This window comes from Candidatus Amarolinea dominans, from assembly GCA_016719785.1.
Lineage (GTDB): Bacteria > Chloroflexota > Anaerolineae > SSC4 > Amarolineaceae > Amarolinea > Amarolinea dominans.
The window spans coordinates 318383-337034 of record JADJYJ010000006.1; the positions used below are offsets into that span (position 1 = coordinate 318383).

An 18652-nucleotide genomic window follows, 5' to 3' on the forward strand; every position below is an offset into this window, starting at 1 on the left:
ATCGAATTCCAGTATGAATTTAGCGCAGGCGCGCGTACGTCGTGCTCAGGGCCAGGCCGGTGAAGATCAGCGTGACCAGGCTGAGAAGGGGAAAAAATCCGGTGAACAAGAAGATGGCGATATTGCCCACAAGCACGCCCAGCAGGATTCCGCCAATTGCTACGACCCACAGGTAGCGGCCGCGCCGGCGGGCGATGGCGCGGCGGATCATCTCGGCCAGGATGCCCCCGGCCGCGGAGCCGATCAGCACGGCAATCCACAGGCCGAAGAAACCCAATCTGCCCAGCAGCAGCCCGGCCAGGGGTGAGGCGATGGCGCAGACGATGAAGCCGACGCCAAAGGCAATCGGATAGTCGAGCGACTGCGCGTTGAAGTAGATGGTCTGCTGGCCGGTGATGCACTCTTTGCAGCGGTAGCCCACATCGGTCAGCCGCACGCAGCGTACGCACATGGGGCGATCACACTTGTTGCAGCGCAGCATCGTTTCGACGGTGCGATGATTGGTGCAGAAGATCCGTTCTTCCTCAGCGATGGGCGCCGGCGCGCCACGGTCGGCCTGCGCTTCTGCGGCGGCGAGACGTTGATTCGTCTTTTCGATCAGGCTGCCCAGGGTAGCATCGGGCAGCGGCGCGACCTCACCCTGCTTGAGGGGAATCTGGCTGCGACGCCGCAGGAACTCGATGCCGGCGACGGCTTCCCGGTTGGCCGGGTCGAGCCGCAAGGCCAGCTCGAAGCAGGCGCGCTTGTCGTCAGGGCTGCCGACCAGGCCGGCCAGACCAAGCCAGGCCTCCACATTGTCTGGCGCGTCGCCAATCGCTTCTTCGTACAAACTGCGCGCCTGCTGCATCTCCCCCACACGCATCGCCGCCGAAGCACGCGCTAATTTTTCCACTACAGTTTCCATCTCATTGCCCTCTGCCCTCTGCCCTCTATACATTCCACTTCAGCCGCTCGATCAGCGTCTTATAGAAATAGTTACGCGCCCGCAGCCGCAAGAAACGCGCGACGTTGGGGCTGGAAGTGACGATCACGGTGTCGCCGTTATGCACGTCAATCTCGAACTGCCCGTCCACAGTCAGGATGGCCTGATGATCGGCGAAGACCTGCAGGCTGACGGTGGCGCCTTGCGCCAGCACGAGCGGCCGGTCGAAACTGAGATGGGGCGCGATGGGCACGAGCAGGATATTTTTCAGTTCGGGCGGCAGAATGGGGCCGCCGGCCGCCAGGGCATAGCCGGTACAACCGGTCGCTGTGGCCACAATCACGCCATCGGCTGCAAAAGTCGTCACGTAGCCCTCATCGAGCGACGTGGCGATACGCACGATACGCGCCAAGCTGCCGCGGCTGACCACCACATCGTTCAACGCCTCGTAGTGATGATCGTGCGGGTTCTCGTTGGCATGATGTTTGACTGAGACATCGAGCATCATGCGTTCTTCCAGCCAGTAGTGGCCCGCCAGCAGTTGCTGCAACGGTTCCTGCCATTGATCGGGCTGAATTTCGGCCAGGAAACCCAGACGGCCCAGTTTGACGCCGATCATGGGCACGTGGAAGCGAGCGCCCAGGCGTGCGGCGCGCAGCATGGTGCCATCACCGCCGAGGGTGATGAGGAGATCGAGTTCCTGCACATGAGCGCTGATTTCTTGTTCTTCCCAGGCCGAGAAGAGCGACGGCTGACCCCCCCGGCGCTGAATCTCCGTCGCGATCCGTTCCGCCAACGGCAGAGCGTCCGGCTTTTTGGGATGGTGTAAAATACCGATGCGGCGCAGAGTCGGATTGTCTGGTGCATGATTTGGCATAGCGGCTATTGTATCAGACCGATGATGGAGGGTCAATTTGACCTCAAACTTGATGGAACGCCCCAGCGACGCGGCGCCAATGCGCATCCTGTTGACCGGGCACAAAGGGCACGTAATAGTTGACGCGGTCGAGCAGGCCGGCATAGCGCTGCTGAATCTGCGCCGCCAACTCGTCCGGCGCGCCGCTGACGGCAAAGATCTCCAGCATGTCATCGGTGATCAGGCTGGCCATCTCCTGCCACTGCTGGCGCGCGGCCAACATGCCCAGTTTCTCCGCGGTCTCCAGCCAGCCGTGTACTTCCATCACACTGTGATAGCTTGGGGTGGACGCGTAGAAGGCGATTTGGCTGCGCACGGCCTGGCGTGAGGCGGCCAGCGCTTCGGCATCCTGACCGGTGATGACAAAGACCGAGCTGGAGAGGCTGATATCGCTGCGCTGACGGCCGCTGCGCACCAGTCCAATGCCGATATTGGGCAGTGTGACCTCCTGCAGGTACTTGACGGTGTGGAAGGGGTGGACATGGAAACCTTCGCACAACTCGCCGGCCAACTGACACAGCCCCTTGTTCACGCCCGCGATGTAGATGGGGATGCGCGGATGTTCGATGGGGCCAGGGTTGAAGAAGGGGGACATCAACGTCAGCTTGTAATACTCGCCGCGAAAGTTGAGGCGTGCGCCGTTCTGCCAGCAGTTCCACAGGGCGCGCATGCCCAGGATCATCTCACGCAGGCGCGCGCTGGGCGAATCCCAGGCCATGCCAAAGCGGCGCTCGATATGCGCCTTGACCTGCGTGCCCAACCCCAGGATGAAACGCCCGTGCGAGAGCGCCTGCAGGTCCCAGGCGGTGTAGGCCAGTTCAGTGGGACTGCGCGAGAACGCGACCGCGATGGCCGTGCCCAGTTCGATGCGCCGGGTGTGTTCGGCCGCCAGCACCAGGGGCAAGAAAGCATCGTGCTGCGTTTCGGCCGTCCATAGGCCATCGAAGCCCAGTTCTTCAGCCGCACGCGCGGCCGTGCCGGCATCATGGATGCCCTGTTCGTAAGACAAAACGACATCAATCTTCATCGCTCTTCACTCCCGCATCACGCGTTATTTCAAGGCAGCCAGGCGCTGTTGTGCCTGCACGTTGTCCGGCTCCAGGAACAGCACCGCCAGCAGCGAACGCCGGGCCGCGGTCAGGTCGCCCTGGCGCTGCTGCACATCGGCCAGCAGCAGATAGGCCAGGCTGTACGTTGGATCAATCTGCGTCGCCAACTGCAAATCGGTCAGCGCCTCGGCCGGGCGGTCGAAGCGCTGGCTGAACGTGCCACGGTTGACGGCCATGACGGCATGGGCGCGACGAATCTTGCGCGCCGGCTCATCCAGGTAGCGATTGGCGGCGATGGCCTCGCTGAATGGCGTTACGTTCCAGGCTAAGGGCGGCAGGGCCGGCGCCCCTGTGGGCGCTTGGGGCAGCAGACGCAAGAGCACCCCGCCGGGCAGTGCCTGGCCGCTCAGGTCCAGCTCAAACTGGCGCAAATGCCCCAGCGCCTCCGGCGTCACATAGACCGGCCGCGTGGCCAGTGCGCTTCGAAGCAGCGCTTGCCACAGGGCCGTGTAACGCTGACTGATCTCCGCATCATCTTCGGCCAGTTGATCGGCTTCGAACTGACGCAGCTTGACCAGGAAGGCTTCGTGCTCGGCTGTCACCGGCGTCAGCAGATCAGGATGGCTCAGTTCGATCTGGCGGTGATACCAGGGGCGATTCTGAAACAGCAGCACATCGAGCACGGCGACATCGGGCCGCTGCTGATCCACCCCTTGCAGCGTCAACAGCGGCGCGTAGAGCTGCCAGTCGCCGGTCAGGATCAGGGCGTTAGGCGCGGCCTCGTCCAGGGCGTTCTGCGCATAGAGAGCCGGATAGATGTAATGGCGATGATCGGCCTCGCGCCAGTTCCAGGCCAGGGTGAGCAGGGGCAGGAGCAGCACGGTCAGCGGCAGCAGACGTCGCCAGCCAGCCGGCGCGGGGAGCGGCGCCCGGCGCCGCTGGTCGGCGCCTCGCGCCGGCTGGGACGGCGGGCGGCGGCTCGTCCTGGTGCGATTTTCGCTCGCCTTGGTGCGTTCAGCGGGCCGTGCCGGCGCGGGGACCACCGCGTTCAGTCCCAGCGCCCAATCGCGCAGCCACTGCCAGGCCGCGGCCAGCCACAGGGTTGAGACCAGGAACGAGGCCAGGTAATAGGCGTCACGATCATCGGCGATTTCGTAGATGACCGCGTAGCTGACGCCGAAGAACGCCACGAGCAGGCTAAAGAGGGTCAGGGCACGGTCACGGCGCCACAGCGCCCACACGCCGCCGAGAAGCAGCGGGACCGCCAGCGGCGTGAACTGCTGCGTCCACAGCAACAGCCCAGCGACCAGCTCACGCCCCATGCTCTCCCATGTGCCGCCGAACAGATTGACGCGGTACTGCTTGCCGCTCACATGCCACCACAGGCGCTCCAGGTTGTGCGGGTCGCCCCAATTGAGCAGCGGATCCTGGCTGGCGCGCCAGGGCAGATAGAGGTAGATCAACGCGCCCAGGGCCAGCGCCAGCGCGCTGAGGGCGATCAGCCGCAGGTTCAAGCCGCGGCGGTTGCTCCACAGCCAGAAGATGATGGCCGGCGCCAACAGGCCGATCGTCAGGTTATGGTTGCCCAGGGCCAGGCCGTAGACCAGGGCGGCCAGGATCAGCCAGCGGCCGGCCTGTCGCGGCGGCTCCCCCTGCTGCACATGGTGGCGCCAGGCCAGCAGCAGGCACAAGATGGTGGCCGTCAGGAAGACGTGCAGGCTGTAGACTTCGGCCACCACGCTCCATGCCCACAGCGTGCGCGAGAACGCGAAGGTCAGGGTGACCGCCACGCCGATGACTGCTGAGACAGCCAGAAACCAGGGAGCAGAGACGAGGGAATCGCCATTGATCCCCGGCCTCTGTCCCCTGGTTTCGGGCTGCAGCGCCGCGCGCAACAGCAGGTAGGTCATGCCCACGGCGGCCGCACCCCAAAAGGCAGACATAGCATTGAGGCGCTGGGCGATGCTGCCGATGGGCAGCAGGTGGCTGAAAAGCCAGCCCAAGACGATCCACAAGGGAAAACCGGGCGCATGCGCCACTCCGGGCAACCAGGCCGCCAGGATCAACTCGCCACTGTCGGTGGGCGGAATACTGGGCGCTAATGTCACCAGGTACAGGAGCAGGGCGCCGAGAGCGAGCGCCAGCGCGGTCAGGCGCGGGTGATGAACGATGCGCTCTGCGCTGCGCCGCAGCCGTTCAGTTGGCGTCATCGGCGTCAGCGGTGGCATCAGCTTCTTCATCGAACGCATCGTCGGCGTCGGCCTCGACGCTGAGGAGAGCCAGGGCCGCGTCTGCGAACTCCTGCGGCACCAATACACGCACAACGCCCAGGGGGACGCTGGGCACGGGGAAGAGACTGGTGCCCATGCTCTCGTACTGTAGAGCCGCCGGGATACCGGCGCTCTCCAGCCGGCCACGGATGATCTCTCCGTTGAGTTCGCCGGCGGCTTCAGCCACGATCACCAGTCCCTCCGGCGCGTGGTGTCGCGACGCGTGGTGGGTGGGTTGCGCGCCTGCATTTTCTTGCGCTGTTTGTGCCATGGGTTTCTCTCCTGTGGTGTGATATGTTGTCTGCTGACCGTGGGCGACCGCGAGCGGCACCCATCTGATTATAGCATGTCCGGTGCAGAGGTGACAAGGCGCCGGGCGCGTGCGCTTGGCGGCCGCCTGCTGCCGGGCGTTGTTTGCGCGAAATGCACTCTTGACCTACAATCTGCCCGCCATCCAAACAGAACGACGAGGCAGATTATGTGGCAATATGCGATGGGCTGGCGTGAGATTTTCACCCGCATCCTGGGCGATTTTACCGTGGAAGAGAACGTCACGCCAGCTTGGTTACGCAATCCAAACACCAAACGACTCCTCAAGCTCGATCTTTTCTATCCTGATGTCGGGGTCGCTGTGCGGCTGCAAGGACTGCAAGGTCAACGCAAGGTGCGCAAGAGCGATCAGGAGGAGCTGGAAGAAGTGCAGCGCGATGAGTTGCGCGAGGAGCTGTGCCGCCAGCACGGTGTGCGTCTGATCAATGTGGATCTGGCTGCGGAGGAAACGCGCGTCGTTTTCAATGAGTTGAGCCGCGCCCTGGCCACGGCCTCGCGCGTGGTGGCGCAAAGCGATAGCCGCAGCGTGGACAAGGGACGCTTGATGCCCAACCTGGCCCAGGCGCGCCAGACGCTGGAACGGGTGCGCATGCAGGTGCGCCGGTCAGAGGATGTGGCGCAGTACGCGGATGCCTGGCGCGATCGGGAGATGGCCGCCATCGCGACGGCCCAGGCCGAAGCCAAGCCGGCGAACGCACCCGGCGGCTCGCTGTTCAAATCAGGCCGCATCATCGCCACCGTCTACAAGCCCGGCGCCGAGGTCAAGCATGACCGCTTCGGTCGGGGTACGGTCGTCGCCGCGCAGCCAGACGGCAATGACATGGCGATTACCATTTCCTTCGTCACCGCCGGCGAGCGCAGATTCCTGGTCAGCCTCGTGCAAGACAAACTCACCCTGGTTTAGCAGAAAAACCTCACACAAAGACACCAATCTGGCTCACACAGGGACACCAGGACACCAAGAAGGATTCTCTGAACCCTTTGTGTTCTTTGTGTCCCTGTGTGAGAATTTACGGAATGGATGCCAGGGGAATCGGTGCGAAGAGCAGGATGAAGATTACGATGGCGATGGCGCCCAGCCAGCGTCGCGGGGGATCAAGCCTGGTGATCTCATCGAGTGGCGCGGGATGTTCCAGGCCGGTCACGAAGTAGATCAGCGCCGCCCAGACGTACCAACCGCTCCAGGCCAATGCGCCCAGCACCAGCAGCACGGCCAGCACACCGTAACCGAGCCAGCGTGAGGTCACACCCAGGGCGTAGAGGATGTGTCCGCCGTCCAGTTGACCCACCGGCAGCAGGTTGAAGGCCGTCACCAGCAGGCCAAACCAGGCCGCGAATGCCATCGAGCTGAGGTGGACATCCACGCCGTTGCCCGGCAGCCATTGGTGATAGATCAACAGCTTGAGCAGGCCATAGAGCAGCGAATTGCCCTCCTGCAGACCGCCGCCGCCGCTGATGATCGGCCTGACCGGCGAAGTGAGCAGGCCGATGACCAGCAGCGGCAGGGCCACGACCAGGCCGGCGAGCGGCCCGGCCACCGCGACATCGAACAGGGCGCGGCGATTCTCCACAGGTGATTTCATCTTGATGAACGCGCCGAAGGTGCCCAAGCCAAACGGCACCGGGATGAAGTAGGGCAGGGTCACGTCCACCTTGTGCCAGCGAGCCACGAAATAGTGCCCCAGTTCGTGGGTGCCCAGGATGGCGAGCAGGGTGAAGGAGAAGGGAACACCGGCCAGCCACGCGGCCAGGGTGCTGGGCAGGCCGCCATCCGCCATCTCCATGCTGGCGCCGATGAAGAGCGTCGTCAGCAGCGTCAAGAGGAAGAGCGCCGCGTTGATCCACGCCCGCGCAGGCTGGGCCGTGGTGACGCCGGGCATGGCGAGCACCACATCCTCATCACCGGCGCGGCGTAAAATTGGGGTGTAGCCGAGACGCTGAAAGCGGCCGCGGATGATGGGAAACGCCTGCTCGGCCGCGTTGAGCAGACGGCCGCCAAAGCGGATCGGCTGTTCCGCATTGACCGGAAAAGTAATAGATTCTATGGAGAACTGATCCTGCAATTCACTGCGCAAAGCTCGCACCGCCGTCTCGTCCAGGCCTGGGGCCGGAGCCGCCGGCCCGGACGAAGCAGCCGGGAGTAAAGTTGAAGAAGTAGTCATGAACTCCCTTTGCCCGCGACTCGCCGGGGCAGGGCGGCGATGAACTCACCCTTGACTTTGGCCTGACCGTTTTGATCCACGGCCTCGACCTCGCCGCGCACGCGGGCTTCACCTGCGACCTCGAATTTTTCGACCACCTGGCCGCGACAGGTGATGACATCACCGGCGCGGCTGATGGCGGTGAAGCGGACGGCAATTTTGCGCACCTGCCGCGGCTCGATCCAATTCGTTACCACGCGGCCGAGCAGCCCGGCAACCAACATGCCGTGCGCGATGACGCCGTTATTGCCGGCCTCGATGCCGGCCTGTTCCACGGTATGAATGGGATTGAAATCACCGGACGCGCCGGAATAGCGCACAAACTGGATCTGCGTCAGCGGCTCATTCACCACGGTGGGCAGCGCGGAGCCGATCTGAATATCGTCGAAGTAAATGGTCATTTTCGCCTCATTTTCTCGGCTGCACGCCTATCGCCGCAGGACCATCGTGGCCCGTGCTATGACCACCACCTGATCACTCTGATTGCGGTAGGTGGCCCGCGTCTTGACGAAATCCATGATGCCCGAACGCCCTTCTTTGGTTTCGATGCTCACAATTTCGAGACGCCCCGTGATCTCGTCGCCGGCCTGCAGGACATCGAAATACTCATACTCCTCCTCGCCGTGCAGCAGGCGCATGATGTTGCCCCCCATCTGGGTGAGGATGCCCCGCGTTTCCGTGCCGCCCCAGAAGCGGAACAACGTTGGAAAGGTGACCGGCGCCACCAGGTCACGATAGCCGGCCGCGCGAGCGGCCTCCACGTCGTGAAAAAGCGGGTTGGGATCGCCGAGCGCCGTGGCCAATTCACGAATCTTGCTACGATCCACCTGGTAGCGAATGAGCGGCAGTTCTTTGCCGATGTAGCTGGTATCGAGCATAAAAAGCTCCTCCAAGATAATGGTGCCGCAACCTGTCCGATTGCGCCCGCCCGCGAAGGCACAGTCGTATCATCTTCATCATAACACAGACCGGGCGATCTTCGTAAAACGCTCAGAGGTTTGACCATCCTTGCCCTGGCGTGTTATGATGGGCCTACCAGTGCCACTCCCAATGACCGGCGATGGTCTGAATGTCCAGCAGGGTCACGCGGCCGTCGCGATCCAGGTCGAAGCGGGCGTTGAAGCCGCCGCCGGCCAGGGTTGCGTTCCAGGCCTCAGCCGCCGCGACGATGTCGGTGAGGTTGACCATCCCATCGCAGTTGATGTCATAGCGGGCGCAGGTGCGGAATTCGGCCGGCGCGGACAACAGCGTACCCCCGGCCGCCTGTGCGCCGGCCTGGTTCGTCACAACCTGGTTGACCAGCGCGGTGCTGCGTATCTGCGCGGTGATGGTCACGACCAGGAGTGCATTGGGCGGCACGTCGCCGAACCAATGCGCGTTTTGACCGTTGAATCCGGCCTGGCCCGGCCGGTTACTGGTGATGGTCAGCGGCAGGAGCACGGGCGGGAGTGGGTCGCTCACCAGCACGTCGCGCAGCCAATCGTTGTTCGGATTGTCCAGGCCGATGGTGTAGGTGACCACCGAGCCGATGATCGGATCAGGCGCGTCGACGCGCTTGTAGAGGCAGGCCCCCTCCGGCCGCAGCAGGGCAAAAGCGCCTGTGTGGCTCACCGGGAACGAGACGACATGCACCGGCAGTTCGTTGACCAGCCCGAGCGGCGTCCAGCCCTGGCCGGTTGCCCCGTACTGATTGAGCGTCAAACAACTGGGGCGGCCGCCGGGGAGTTCATCGTCACGCACGTTGAGCCACAGGGCCAGCGGCGCCTCCAAATCGGCGGCCGCTTCGCTGACCGCGGTTGCGCCGGCCACACTGAAGCCGGTGCGCGCGGCAATCAGGCGCTGGCCGGGCGGCGCCGGCGGCTGACCGCGGGCATCCCAGAGGATGGCGGGTTGCTGGGCGGCCGACCCGGTACGCGCCAGGTGCGCGTCAGCGCGCGGCGAGTGGGCCGTATCATGCACGCTGGGCGCGCCGTCGCTGAGGGCAAAGGGCGCCACAGTCTCCAGCCCGCCCTGCGCGGTGATGTGCAGAAAGCCGGCAAAATCGGGCAGGGGCGCGAGGAAAGTGGCGACGGAGATGCCGGACTGGCTGCTGAGAGGCAGGTTCAGCGGTGGGCTGGCGCTGCCGCGTTCGTAGAGGGACACACTTAGTCCGCTCAATCCGCCGACGCCGCTCAGGTTGACCGTGACCTGGCGGCTGGCGGAAGGTGTGAACGACAGGTTGGGCGACCAGCCGGGCGCAGTCAGAGTCAGGGTCAGCGCGGTGATGGGACCGGCTACGACGGTGCGCGTATAAACCACGCCTTCCGGGTCAATCACTAGCAGCTCGTCGCCGCCATAAACGCCAAGCAGGCGCAGGGTGTTGCCCGCGGTAATGACGCCCTGGCTGACCAGACGCGGCCCGCTGGGGCGATTCAGCCCGGCGAATTGATAGACCTGTAACTCGCCCACCGAGCCGGGTGCGCCGAACACGGCCAGGGTGCGCACCGGCGGCGCGCTGGGGCTGGGCACAACCTGGATCGAGGTCAGCCCGGGCGGCGCCGCTTCTGGGCCAGGGTTCGGGCCGTTCACCGGCATTTGGATCTGCCAGCGCGGCGGGGAGTTGGTGTCCCCAAAGCGGGAGGCCAGCGTCTCCCAGTCCGACAGGTGGTACATCTGGAATTGGATCGTCTGACGGCAGCGCCCTGTCCACTGCATGGGATTGCCGTCGCGGCGCAGGGCAAATTCGTTGGCTTTGTACTGGTACGACATGAGCGAGGCCCAATCGGCCGCGTAGCCAGGATCGGACGGCGAGATGGTGCAGTAGGAGGAAAAATCGGTCCCGTCCGGGGCCAGGCCCAGGTATTCATCGAACAGCGCCAGTCCGTAATGGCCGAACTCATGCACCAGGGTGCGGGCGCCGGTCGGCTGGCTCCAAAGGCCCTGGTTGGCGCTGTTGCCATCCCAGCCGCGGCCCACGCGCAAATGACCAGGGCGGAAGCCGATGCCGTTGCCCAGTTGCGTCACGTTGGATACGATACCGCCGACGTCGGCGTTGGGCCAGACATCGTTGCCGGCCATAATCTGAAAATCGGCATCGCGCCAGTGTTCAGCACCGGCCACGATCAGCGCCCGCCCCAGGGTCATTTGACCGTTGCTGGCGTCGAACAGATCGGCGCCAAAGGCAGACAGCGCGTTGGCAAAGACAGCCAGCTCGGGGGCCTCATGCGCGTCCCATTCCAGGGAGATCACCAGGTTGAAGAGCACCAGCGGCGCGTCGGCGCGGGTGGTCAAAAGGATGGGAAGGCCAGGGCTGCTGACCGTCGGCGAGATGAGCGCGCCGTCCGTTCCCACGGTCCAATTCGTGTTGACCGTGACGTAGGCGATGTTGCCGGTGGCGCCGAAGGGTGCGAAGGCGGGAAAAGGGTGGAATTCCTTCGTGGTTGTGACAAAACGTTGTGGCGCCAGCGCCAACAGGCAATCGCCCGGCGCAAGATCGAGCAGGATGGGATATGACGCAGGATTCGTTACGGTGGTGACCGTGGGGTCATGGCAATTGTTGCGCAGCGTCAGCACCAGGGCCGGCTGCAAAGCCCCGGCCTCGTTTCTTACCTCCAGCAGCGTTGGGGTGGTTGGCGCTGTGTCCTGCGCCAGGGCCGGTGACGGGCTGAGCAACAGCCAGAGCGTGGCGATCAGCCCAAAAGACACGGCCGCCGCCATCAGCAGGCGTAAGGCCCATTTTCCCCGCACCCATCTTGGTGTTCGTTGCTTCTGCAAGTCCCCTGGTGTACGTGTGGTCATCGTTGTTACTCCCAACCGGTCAATCCCCGGTCTGTTTTCATGCATGAGGTTCATGCGTTCATGAACGATCTGTGGCTGGCTGCCCTGCCCCGCTGGCTCGATCCCCCACTGTGGCAAACCGTATGTCAGGCGCTCGCTGCGGCCCTGGCGGCGCGTGACTGGGACGACCTGCTGCCCCACCTGACCCCGCAGCCGGAAGGTCGGTGGCAACTGACGCAGCGCGCTGAACACCTGGCCGCGGCACGTGCGGCCGATCCTGCCGCCTGCCAGCAGTGGCACCTGGCGTTCGTTCAGGCTCTGCGTCAGCGCGCAGCGGTGGCGGAGGCGGTCTACCATTTCGAGCAGGCCGGCAACCTGTGCCTGGCGCGCCTGGCCTACAACGAGTTAGCGCAACTCGTGACCGCCCATGAGCCGACGTACCTGCCTGTGCCCCGGTTTGCCCACCTGCTGACCTACTATCGGGCCGTGCTGGCCGTCGAGCAGCATGCCTGGGACGAAGCCGCCGCGCTGCTCACCGACCTGCGTCGCCTGCCCAACCTGGACGCCGATCTATACGCCCGTTCCACCAACACCCTGGGCGTGCAGGCCTACCATCAGGCTCAGTATGATACCAGCTTTCGCTATTATCAGGAAGCGCACCAGGCCTTTCAACAACTGGGTGACGGTCTGGGTCAACTGCGTGCGCTCATCAACATGGCCATCGTTCACAATCTGCTCGGTCAGTTTCATGACGCGATTGCCCGCCTGCAAGATGCGCTGACCTGGGCGCACACCCTGCACGAGGCGGTTTGGGAGAGCTGGATTCTCAATGAGCTGGGCATCAACTACAAGGATCTCGGCCATTGGGAGAATGCGCAGGCCCATTTGGAGCAGGCGCTGGCGATGTCACGCGCGCTCAATCGGGTGCGGGGCAGCGCGACGGCCCTGGCCAACCTGGGCGAGCTTTTTCTCCTGCTCGGCCAGACCGCCGCCGCCGAGCAGCACTTTCAGGAAGCGCTGCAACTGGCCGGTTCGCCCTTCGTGACCATCGAGGTGCTGGGGAATCTGGGCCTGCTGCGCCAGTTGCAGGGTCAAGCTGCCGCGGCCGCCGACTTTTTTCGCCAGGCTTTGGCTCACGCCGCAGAAATCCACAGCGCTTCGTACCAGGTACACAGTCATTACCGCCTGGGCACCCTGGCCTGGCAGCAGGGTGATCTGCCGGCGGCCCGACTCGCCTTCGAGCAGGCCATTCATCTCATCGAAGCGCTGCGCAGCCAGATTCGGACCGAAGATGTGCGCATCCACCTTTTTGGCGGCTGGCAGCAGGTTTACAGCGCACTTTTTCTGCTGGCCCTGGCCCAGGGCGACACCGCGGCCGCGCTCACTTACGCCGAACAGGCGCGTGCGCGTGCCTTTCTCGACTTGCTCAGCGATCGCACCAGCAATCCCGCCGCGTTGGGCGAGCCGCTGACCGCGGCGGCCATCCAGGCACACCTGCCGGCCGCCATGCTGCTCCTGGTCTATTTCAACACGAACGCCCCTGCACGCTTTCTGCCGGTGGCCGACTGGCTGCGGCGCTATCAACCTGCGCTGTCTGAACTGCTCTTTCCGGCAGAGCGCACGGTCCTGCTGGTGGTCACAACCCAGGCCATCGAGGCGTTTACGCTGGCGCTCGACGCGCCCAGTGCGCTGCGCCGCGCCTTTGCCGCGGACCGGCGGGCGTTGGCTGGCATGATTCCCGGCGCTGATGGTCGCCTGGCTGCGCCGTGGGTCACGCAAAGCCTGGGGACGCTGCTCCTCGGTCCGGTGCAGGCGCACCTGGCAACGGCCCGTCAGATTGCCATTGTGCCCCATGGTCCCCTGCATTACGTTCCATTCGCCGCGTTGCGAACCGTCACGGGCGCCGCCTGCTTTGCGCCGGCGTGTGATCTTCTGCTGGCGCCCAGCGCCAGCGTGCTGTTGACCCATAGCCGCCGACAAAACCACGTGCAGCCCGGCGCGACGCCCCTGGTTGTTGGCTATGCGCCCGATCTGCGCCACGCCGAAGCCGAGGCGAACACCGTGGCGGCCTTGCTCGGCGGTCAATTGCTGTTGGGGCCGGCAGCAACCCAAGAAGCCCTCCTGCGCGAGGCGGCGACGGCTTCGCTGATCCATCTCTCGTGCCACGGCACCTTCGATGCCCAGGCGCCCCTTCATTCTGGCCTGCACCTGGCCGACGGTGTGCTCACTGCGGCGGCGCTCCTCGACCGGCCGCCGTTCTTGCAAGCCGAATTGGTCACCTTGAGCGCGTGCGAAAGTGGACGCAGCGGGGTTTTGGGCGGCGATGAGCTGTTGGGACTGGTCAGGGCGTTCTTGGTGGCGGGTGCGCCCGCGGCGTTGGTCAGCCTGTGGGCGGTAGATGAACTTTCGACGCGGTTGCTGATGCAGTTTTTCTATGCGACCCTGGCCGAGGGCGTCCCCGCGGCGGCTGCGTTACGCCAGGCGCAGCAGAGGCTGGCCGGGCTGACGGCCTCTGCTCTACGGGCTGTTCTGGCCGCCGAGGGCCTACCGCCGGCGCTCATCAGCCGCGAACTGGCGCGTTTGCGTCAGGCTTGTGCTACGCTGTCAAACCGTCGCTACATCCTGAGCCATCCTTACTACTGGGCTGGCTTCGTGCTCATCGGCAGCGGCGTTTCCGGGTGATTCAGCCAGCCGCCCTGAGTTCGATTTCGGCCAGGCTGTGGCGCGGGATGTCGGTGAAACAGACACGGCCCTCTTCGTCAGTGGTGGCCTCGCGTGCTTCGCCTGGGGCATACAAGGTGACGGCGGTCCCGGCAAAACCATCCAAAAACTGACCCGATCGGCGCACCAACACTTCGACATTGACCTTGTCGTCGCCCGCGCCATCCGGCCAGGCGATCAGCTCCAGGTTCAAGTCCGGCTGCGGGGTCAATGTCACCTGCAAGAGGGGCAACGTCTGCCGCGGGCCGGCCTTGACCGCAACCGGGGCGAACGCCGGCTGCTGTTGCATCACCAGCCTCATGCTCAGCCAGACCTCGCCGCTGCGATTGACCAGCCAGTAGGAGCCATACTGCACCGCGTGATTCATCTGCTGACGCCAGCGGGTCAGGGGCGACAAAGGCTTTCTCAGAAAGGTCAAATCGGGCTGCGGCACATAGGTTGGCATGGACAGGTTGTCATGTTGGGACAGCAGGCGCATCTCGCGCACCGTTTGCTGGCAGGCCGGGCAGTGTTCCAGGTGACGGCGTGCGCGCGGCGCCAGCGCAGAATCTGCATCGTCCTGCAGCCAAGCCAGCAATGCAGGCTCGGCGTCAGTGCAACTCAGGCGGTCAGGCGGCTGAAAGGCAATCTCATGCAGGCGTAGGAGGTGATCGCGGCAGGATGGGCAGTGGGCCAGATGGATACCCAGTTCCGGTTGGCCGGCCGGATTGTTCAAGAAGGCCATTAGTTCTATGCTATCAATCGGGCACTTCATAGGCTCACTCGCTTCAGTGATTCGACGATTATGGGACACTTGTGACAAAAAAGAACAATTACTGCTTGTGTTCTTGCAGTGCGGGCCGGGGTCATGTGGGGCCGGCTGCCTCGGTCATTTCCAGGCTGCGGCGCAGACAGACTTCCAGCTTCTTCAAGGCGCGGCTGCGCAGCACATGCACGTTGGCCACGGTCGTGTCGAGTCGTTCAGCAATCGTGACATCGTCCAGTTCATCGAAGTATTTGAGAATCAGCGCCTTCAGTTGCTCGGACGCGCGCGGTTGCTGGCGCCAGAGCTTTTGCAGGCAATCGCGCACCGAGGCTGCCTCATCGCCGTGCAGGGCGGCCTCTTCAGGCTGGGGCAAGCTCATGAAGAGCGGGGTGGCGTAGGGCGGCGGTTCCTCAGCGCCGGCCTCCGACCAGGGATCCAGCGATTGGACGCGACTGAGGCGCGCCGGCCGCACGCGGTTGATGGCATGGCGCAGGCGAAAGTAGGCAAACTTGAGAAAGGTTTCCGGCTGCTGGCAGGTGTCCAGTTTTTCATACACCAGGCGCAGCGCCTCTTGCACCACATCGGCGACGTCGGCCTCCGGCACCCGGTTGTAAGCCAACTTGTACAGGTAGAAGAACAGTTCGCGGTAGCCGGCCTCGCGCTGCGTTTCGCCCGCGCACGCGCCGAACAGCAGGCGTGAGTAGACCGTCTGACAGGCGGTAATCGCCTGCGTCAGGCTGACATCAGTGACATGCCCCAGGTGACGCGCCGCCTCTGCTGCCAGCTCATCGGCGGGCACCAGTGACCAGGCAAAGTCGGCAAGCAGATGCAGTGCGGCGCGGCGAAATACGGCCGGTGGGGCAGGAACAACCAGATCGTGAGGCACGTGGGAAGTCATGTCCAGATTCTAGCACACCTGCACAGCGTGTGCAAGAGACCGATAACATGGATTTGGCCCCAAAGAGGGATGCAACTCCTCACTCGGTGACTCTGTTGGCGCTGCGGATCGGCTTGGCGCCTTCACCGGCGCCAAGCCGATCCGCAGCGCCATCCAAACCATGCTGATCGGTGGAGTGGCGGCGGCCGCCGCTGCGTTCGTCATCGCGCGCGCCATCGGCTGAGCGACGCGCTTTCTCTGACAAATTGCCAGGCGCTCCCTGGGTTCGTTCGTCAGGCAGCCACGCTGTGTTAGGCCAACGGTTCTTAGCCCAAATCCTCTGGCGGACGAATCCGATCGAGCAAACGGTCGGCCAACGCAACAATGAAAGATTGCAGATCTGCCAGGGCCAACGGAGGCGTAGTAACCGGCAGGCGAGACAGTCTGCGCACCTCGAGCAACGCCCCTGCCATGTAAAAAGGCTGCAATCCCAAATCTTTTTGCTGTGCCATACTGTGGGCCGAAATCTCGCACCAAGTCTATCTGCAAAGTTTGGTCATGGGCCGGCTCCAACAAGAATTGCCGGAAGTGTTCGGTGCGCCGCGCGCGTCCAATGCGGCAGCCCAACTCCGTCGCTAACTTCGGTATCAAGATGTCAGTCTCTGACAGGGCCAGGTCATCAAGCGTGAATAGGTCTAGATCCACGCTGTGGCGATGGTGTAGATGGAAAGCGGCCAGAGATGTCCCTCCAGTGAGGAAGAAACGCTGGCTGGCTTCGGCGGCGAAGAAACCATTCAGAAAAGCCGCCTGTAACGGCGTGAGCCAATTATTAGTCACGTTGTGACCACCTGTTCAGAGCATAGGTCCATAATTCACGGTCTGCGGGGCGACGGAAGCGCATATTCGCCAGGTGCTGGTGAATATCGGCGGGTGTCAGGTAATGCCAGATATCCTCCCATTTCGCGTATTCCAGGATGCGAGTGATTAACCAGGTTTTGTCCAAAGAGCTACCCTGGCGCAACAATTCGTGAATTTGGCTGTCCGTAATTTCGTATTCCCAAAAGAAGTAAGGCCGCTCGTCCGGTTGAAATGTCGTACCCACCTGAACGCTAGACATGAGTTGACTCCATTGGCTGGTGAAGCCGAAACGGGGGCGCATGTGATCTCATTCAACAAGGGTGAGTATACCACCAATGCCTGCGTGTCACAAGGGCCAAATGTCGGCTGGCCCAATGGGAAAGATCAGTCACCGGGAAAATCTGTCGCCACGGCTTGCAGGATCGCCCCGCGGCCGACGAGACCAACCAACTGACCGCCCGTGTCCACCACCGGCAAGCGCTTGGTCAAGTCAATCGCGGCGTCCCCGCCGGGCCGGGCAACTTGGCAGATAGTAGCGCATACGGTATGATCATCCCATGGAATCAGACTCCGCCAAGCTAACTGCATTGCGCACCAAATCGCCTGTCCGCGCGGCGATCGGGTATGTTTTGATGGTCGTTGTCTCCGTCGGCGCCTTTCTGCTCATCCGCAGACAGGGTGAAATGCTGGTGGCGCCGCTGGCTGGCAATGCAGGGCCGTCCTTGGTCACGGCCCCCACGCCCGATATCTTCCTGCACGTGCTTGTGGCGCTCACAGCCATCATCATCACGGGGCAAGTGCTGGCCCGGTTGTTTGCGCGCCTGGGTCAACCGGCGGTGATCGGCGAGGTGGTTGCGGGCATCCTGCTCGGTCCCTCTCTGCTGGGGTCACAGCTCTCGGCGTTGATCTTGCCGCCGTCCGTCGGTCCCTATTTGGGCGTGATCGCTCAGCTCGGCGTCGTTCTATACATGTTCCTCGTCGGCCTGGAACTCAATCCCGCGCGGCTCAAACATCGCACCCGCGCCACCCTCGCGACCTCGCACGCCAGCATTCTCGTGCCCTTCATACTGGGCGCGCTGCTGGCGCTGCTGTTGTATCCTCAGCTTTCAGATCGCAGTGTGCCGTTCACCAGCTTCGCCCTGTTCATCGGCGTAGCCATGTCCATCACCGCCTTTCCCGTGCTGGCGCGCATCCTGACCGACTATGGGATGACCCGCACCAATCTGGGGGTGCTTGCCCTGAGCTGCGCGGCTGTGGGCGATGTCACGGCCTGGTGTTTGTTGGCGTTTGTCGTCGGTGTGGCCAAGGCCCAGGTCGGCCAGGGGCTTCTCGTCGTAGCCGGCGCGCTGGTCTTCATCGCCTTGATATTGCTGGTTGCGCGGCCGTTGCTACGCTGGGTTGCCCTGCGCTGGGAGACGGAGTCGCCGTCGGTCGGACTGATGACGGTGGCCTTTGTGGCCTTGCTCCTATCCGCGCTCACGGCCGAGGCGATCGGCATTCACGCCATCTTCGGAGCCTTTTTGCTCGGCGTGGTGGTCCCGCATGACAGCGCCCTGGCCCGCGCCTTCACCCAGCAGTTGCGACACGTGGTCACCATCTTACTGCTGCCCGCCTTCTTCGCGTTCACAGGGATGCGCACCCGGATTGACCTGCTCTCTGCGCCGGCCCTATGGCTGCTGTGCGGCCTCATCATCGTGACCGCCATTGCGGGCAAGTTCGGCGGCACGTTCGCGGCCGCCCGCCTGACGGGCCTGCGCTGGCGCGAGGCCGCCTTGCTGGGCGTGCTCATGAACACCCGCGGCCTCATGGAACTGATCGTTCTCAACGTCGGGCTGGAGTTGGGGGTGATTTCCCCAACCCTCTTTGCCATGATGGTGCTGATGGCCCTGGTGACGACGATGCTGACCTCGCCGCTGTTGCGCATCCTAAAGCTGCAGACAATACCTGAGGAGTAAATAAAGAGCCTATCCGAACCACCGATCAAGCCGGTCTTCTGACCGACCCACG

16 protein-coding genes and 1 pseudogene are annotated in these 18652 nt (G+C 63.7%); 3 read left to right on the plus strand and 14 right to left on the minus strand.

Annotation, left to right across the window (positions count from 1 at the left end; all coding sequences use genetic code 11):
- Positions 1-19: 19 nt before the first annotated feature.
- From IPM84_09790 to IPM84_09810, 5 genes are read right to left on the minus strand one after another with little or no spacing between them, the layout of a single operon-like run.
- A complete protein-coding gene (locus tag IPM84_09790) occupies positions 20-904 on the minus strand; it encodes a tetratricopeptide repeat protein (GenBank protein ID MBK9093057.1) in 885 nt (294 codons plus the stop codon).
- A 25-nt stretch (positions 905-929) separates the two neighbouring features.
- Entirely contained in the window at positions 930-1799 is an 870-nt protein-coding gene (locus IPM84_09795; GenBank protein ID MBK9093058.1) for an NAD(+)/NADH kinase, read from the minus strand.
- A 43-nt stretch (positions 1800-1842) separates the two neighbouring features.
- Positions 1843-2865, minus strand: coding sequence for a TIGR03617 family F420-dependent LLM class oxidoreductase (locus IPM84_09800; protein ID MBK9093059.1), 1023 nt, complete (start codon positions 2863-2865; stop codon positions 1843-1845).
- A gap of 24 nt (positions 2866-2889) precedes the next feature.
- Positions 2890-5127 carry a DUF2723 domain-containing protein gene (locus IPM84_09805; GenBank protein ID MBK9093060.1) on the minus strand — a complete coding sequence of 746 codons (2238 nt, stop codon included), beginning with the start codon at positions 5125-5127 and terminating at the stop codon, positions 2890-2892.
- Positions 5084-5428, minus strand: a complete 345-nt coding sequence (locus IPM84_09810; protein MBK9093061.1) for a DUF2007 domain-containing protein — start codon at positions 5426-5428, stop codon at positions 5084-5086. The genes IPM84_09805 and IPM84_09810 overlap by 44 nt, the downstream gene beginning before the upstream one ends.
- A 207-nt stretch (positions 5429-5635) precedes the next feature.
- On the opposite strand from IPM84_09810, the gene IPM84_09815 reads away from it, so the two are divergent.
- Complete coding sequence (locus IPM84_09815) at positions 5636-6391, plus strand: hypothetical protein (GenBank protein MBK9093062.1); 756 nt, start codon at positions 5636-5638, stop codon at positions 6389-6391.
- 106 nt (positions 6392-6497) lie between these two features.
- Here IPM84_09815 and IPM84_09820 read toward each other — a convergent pair whose 3' ends face one another.
- The 4 genes from IPM84_09820 to IPM84_09835 form a co-directional block, all read right to left on the minus strand.
- Positions 6498-7649 (minus strand): site-2 protease family protein, encoded by a 1152-nt coding sequence (locus tag IPM84_09820; GenBank protein ID MBK9093063.1) that lies wholly within the window; start codon positions 7647-7649, stop codon positions 6498-6500.
- Positions 7646-8089 carry a dehydratase gene (locus IPM84_09825; GenBank protein ID MBK9093064.1) on the minus strand — a complete coding sequence of 148 codons (444 nt, stop codon included), beginning with the start codon at positions 8087-8089 and terminating at the stop codon, positions 7646-7648. The genes IPM84_09820 and IPM84_09825 overlap by 4 nt, the downstream gene beginning before the upstream one ends.
- A 27-nt stretch (positions 8090-8116) precedes the next feature.
- On the minus strand, positions 8117-8566 hold the full coding sequence (locus tag IPM84_09830) for a MaoC family dehydratase N-terminal domain-containing protein (GenBank protein MBK9093065.1): 450 nt from the start codon (positions 8564-8566) through the stop codon (positions 8117-8119).
- Between the two features lie 154 nt (positions 8567-8720).
- Complete coding sequence (locus IPM84_09835; protein ID MBK9093066.1) at positions 8721-11465, minus strand: DUF11 domain-containing protein; 2745 nt, start codon at positions 11463-11465, stop codon at positions 8721-8723.
- A 60-nt stretch (positions 11466-11525) separates the two neighbouring features.
- Here IPM84_09835 and IPM84_09840 point away from each other — a divergent pair, with 60 nt between their 5' ends.
- Positions 11526-14126, plus strand: a complete 2601-nt coding sequence (locus IPM84_09840; protein MBK9093067.1) for a CHAT domain-containing protein — start codon at positions 11526-11528, stop codon at positions 14124-14126.
- Between the two features lies 1 nt (position 14127).
- On the opposite strand, the gene IPM84_09845 is transcribed toward IPM84_09840, so the two are convergent.
- The 5 genes and pseudogenes from IPM84_09845 to IPM84_09865 all read right to left on the minus strand — a co-directional run bounded on the left by IPM84_09845 (position 14128) and on the right by IPM84_09865 (position 16946).
- Entirely contained in the window at positions 14128-14919 is a 792-nt protein-coding gene (locus IPM84_09845; protein ID MBK9093068.1) for a hypothetical protein, read from the minus strand.
- 91 nt (positions 14920-15010) lie between these two features.
- Positions 15011-15796, minus strand: coding sequence for a sigma-70 family RNA polymerase sigma factor (locus tag IPM84_09850; protein ID MBK9093069.1), 786 nt, complete (start codon positions 15794-15796; stop codon positions 15011-15013).
- 91 nt (positions 15797-15887) lie between these two features.
- The gene (locus IPM84_09855) at positions 15888-16052 is read right to left on the minus strand and encodes a hypothetical protein (protein MBK9093070.1); all 165 of its coding nucleotides are present in this window, start codon (positions 16050-16052) and stop codon (positions 15888-15890) included.
- Between the two features lie 407 nt (positions 16053-16459).
- Positions 16460-16624: pseudogene (locus IPM84_09860) on the minus strand (nucleotidyl transferase AbiEii/AbiGii toxin family protein).
- Positions 16617-16946: a hypothetical protein gene (locus IPM84_09865; GenBank protein ID MBK9093071.1), complete on the minus strand. Its 330-nt coding sequence runs from the start codon at positions 16944-16946 to the stop codon at positions 16617-16619. The pseudogene IPM84_09860 and the gene IPM84_09865 overlap by 8 nt, the downstream one beginning before the upstream one ends.
- 256 nt (positions 16947-17202) lie before the next feature.
- Between IPM84_09865 and IPM84_09870 the strand changes: the two genes are divergently transcribed.
- Positions 17203-18600, plus strand: a complete 1398-nt coding sequence (locus IPM84_09870) for a cation:proton antiporter (protein ID MBK9093072.1) — start codon at positions 17203-17205, stop codon at positions 18598-18600.
- Positions 18601-18652: the final 52 nt, after the last annotated feature.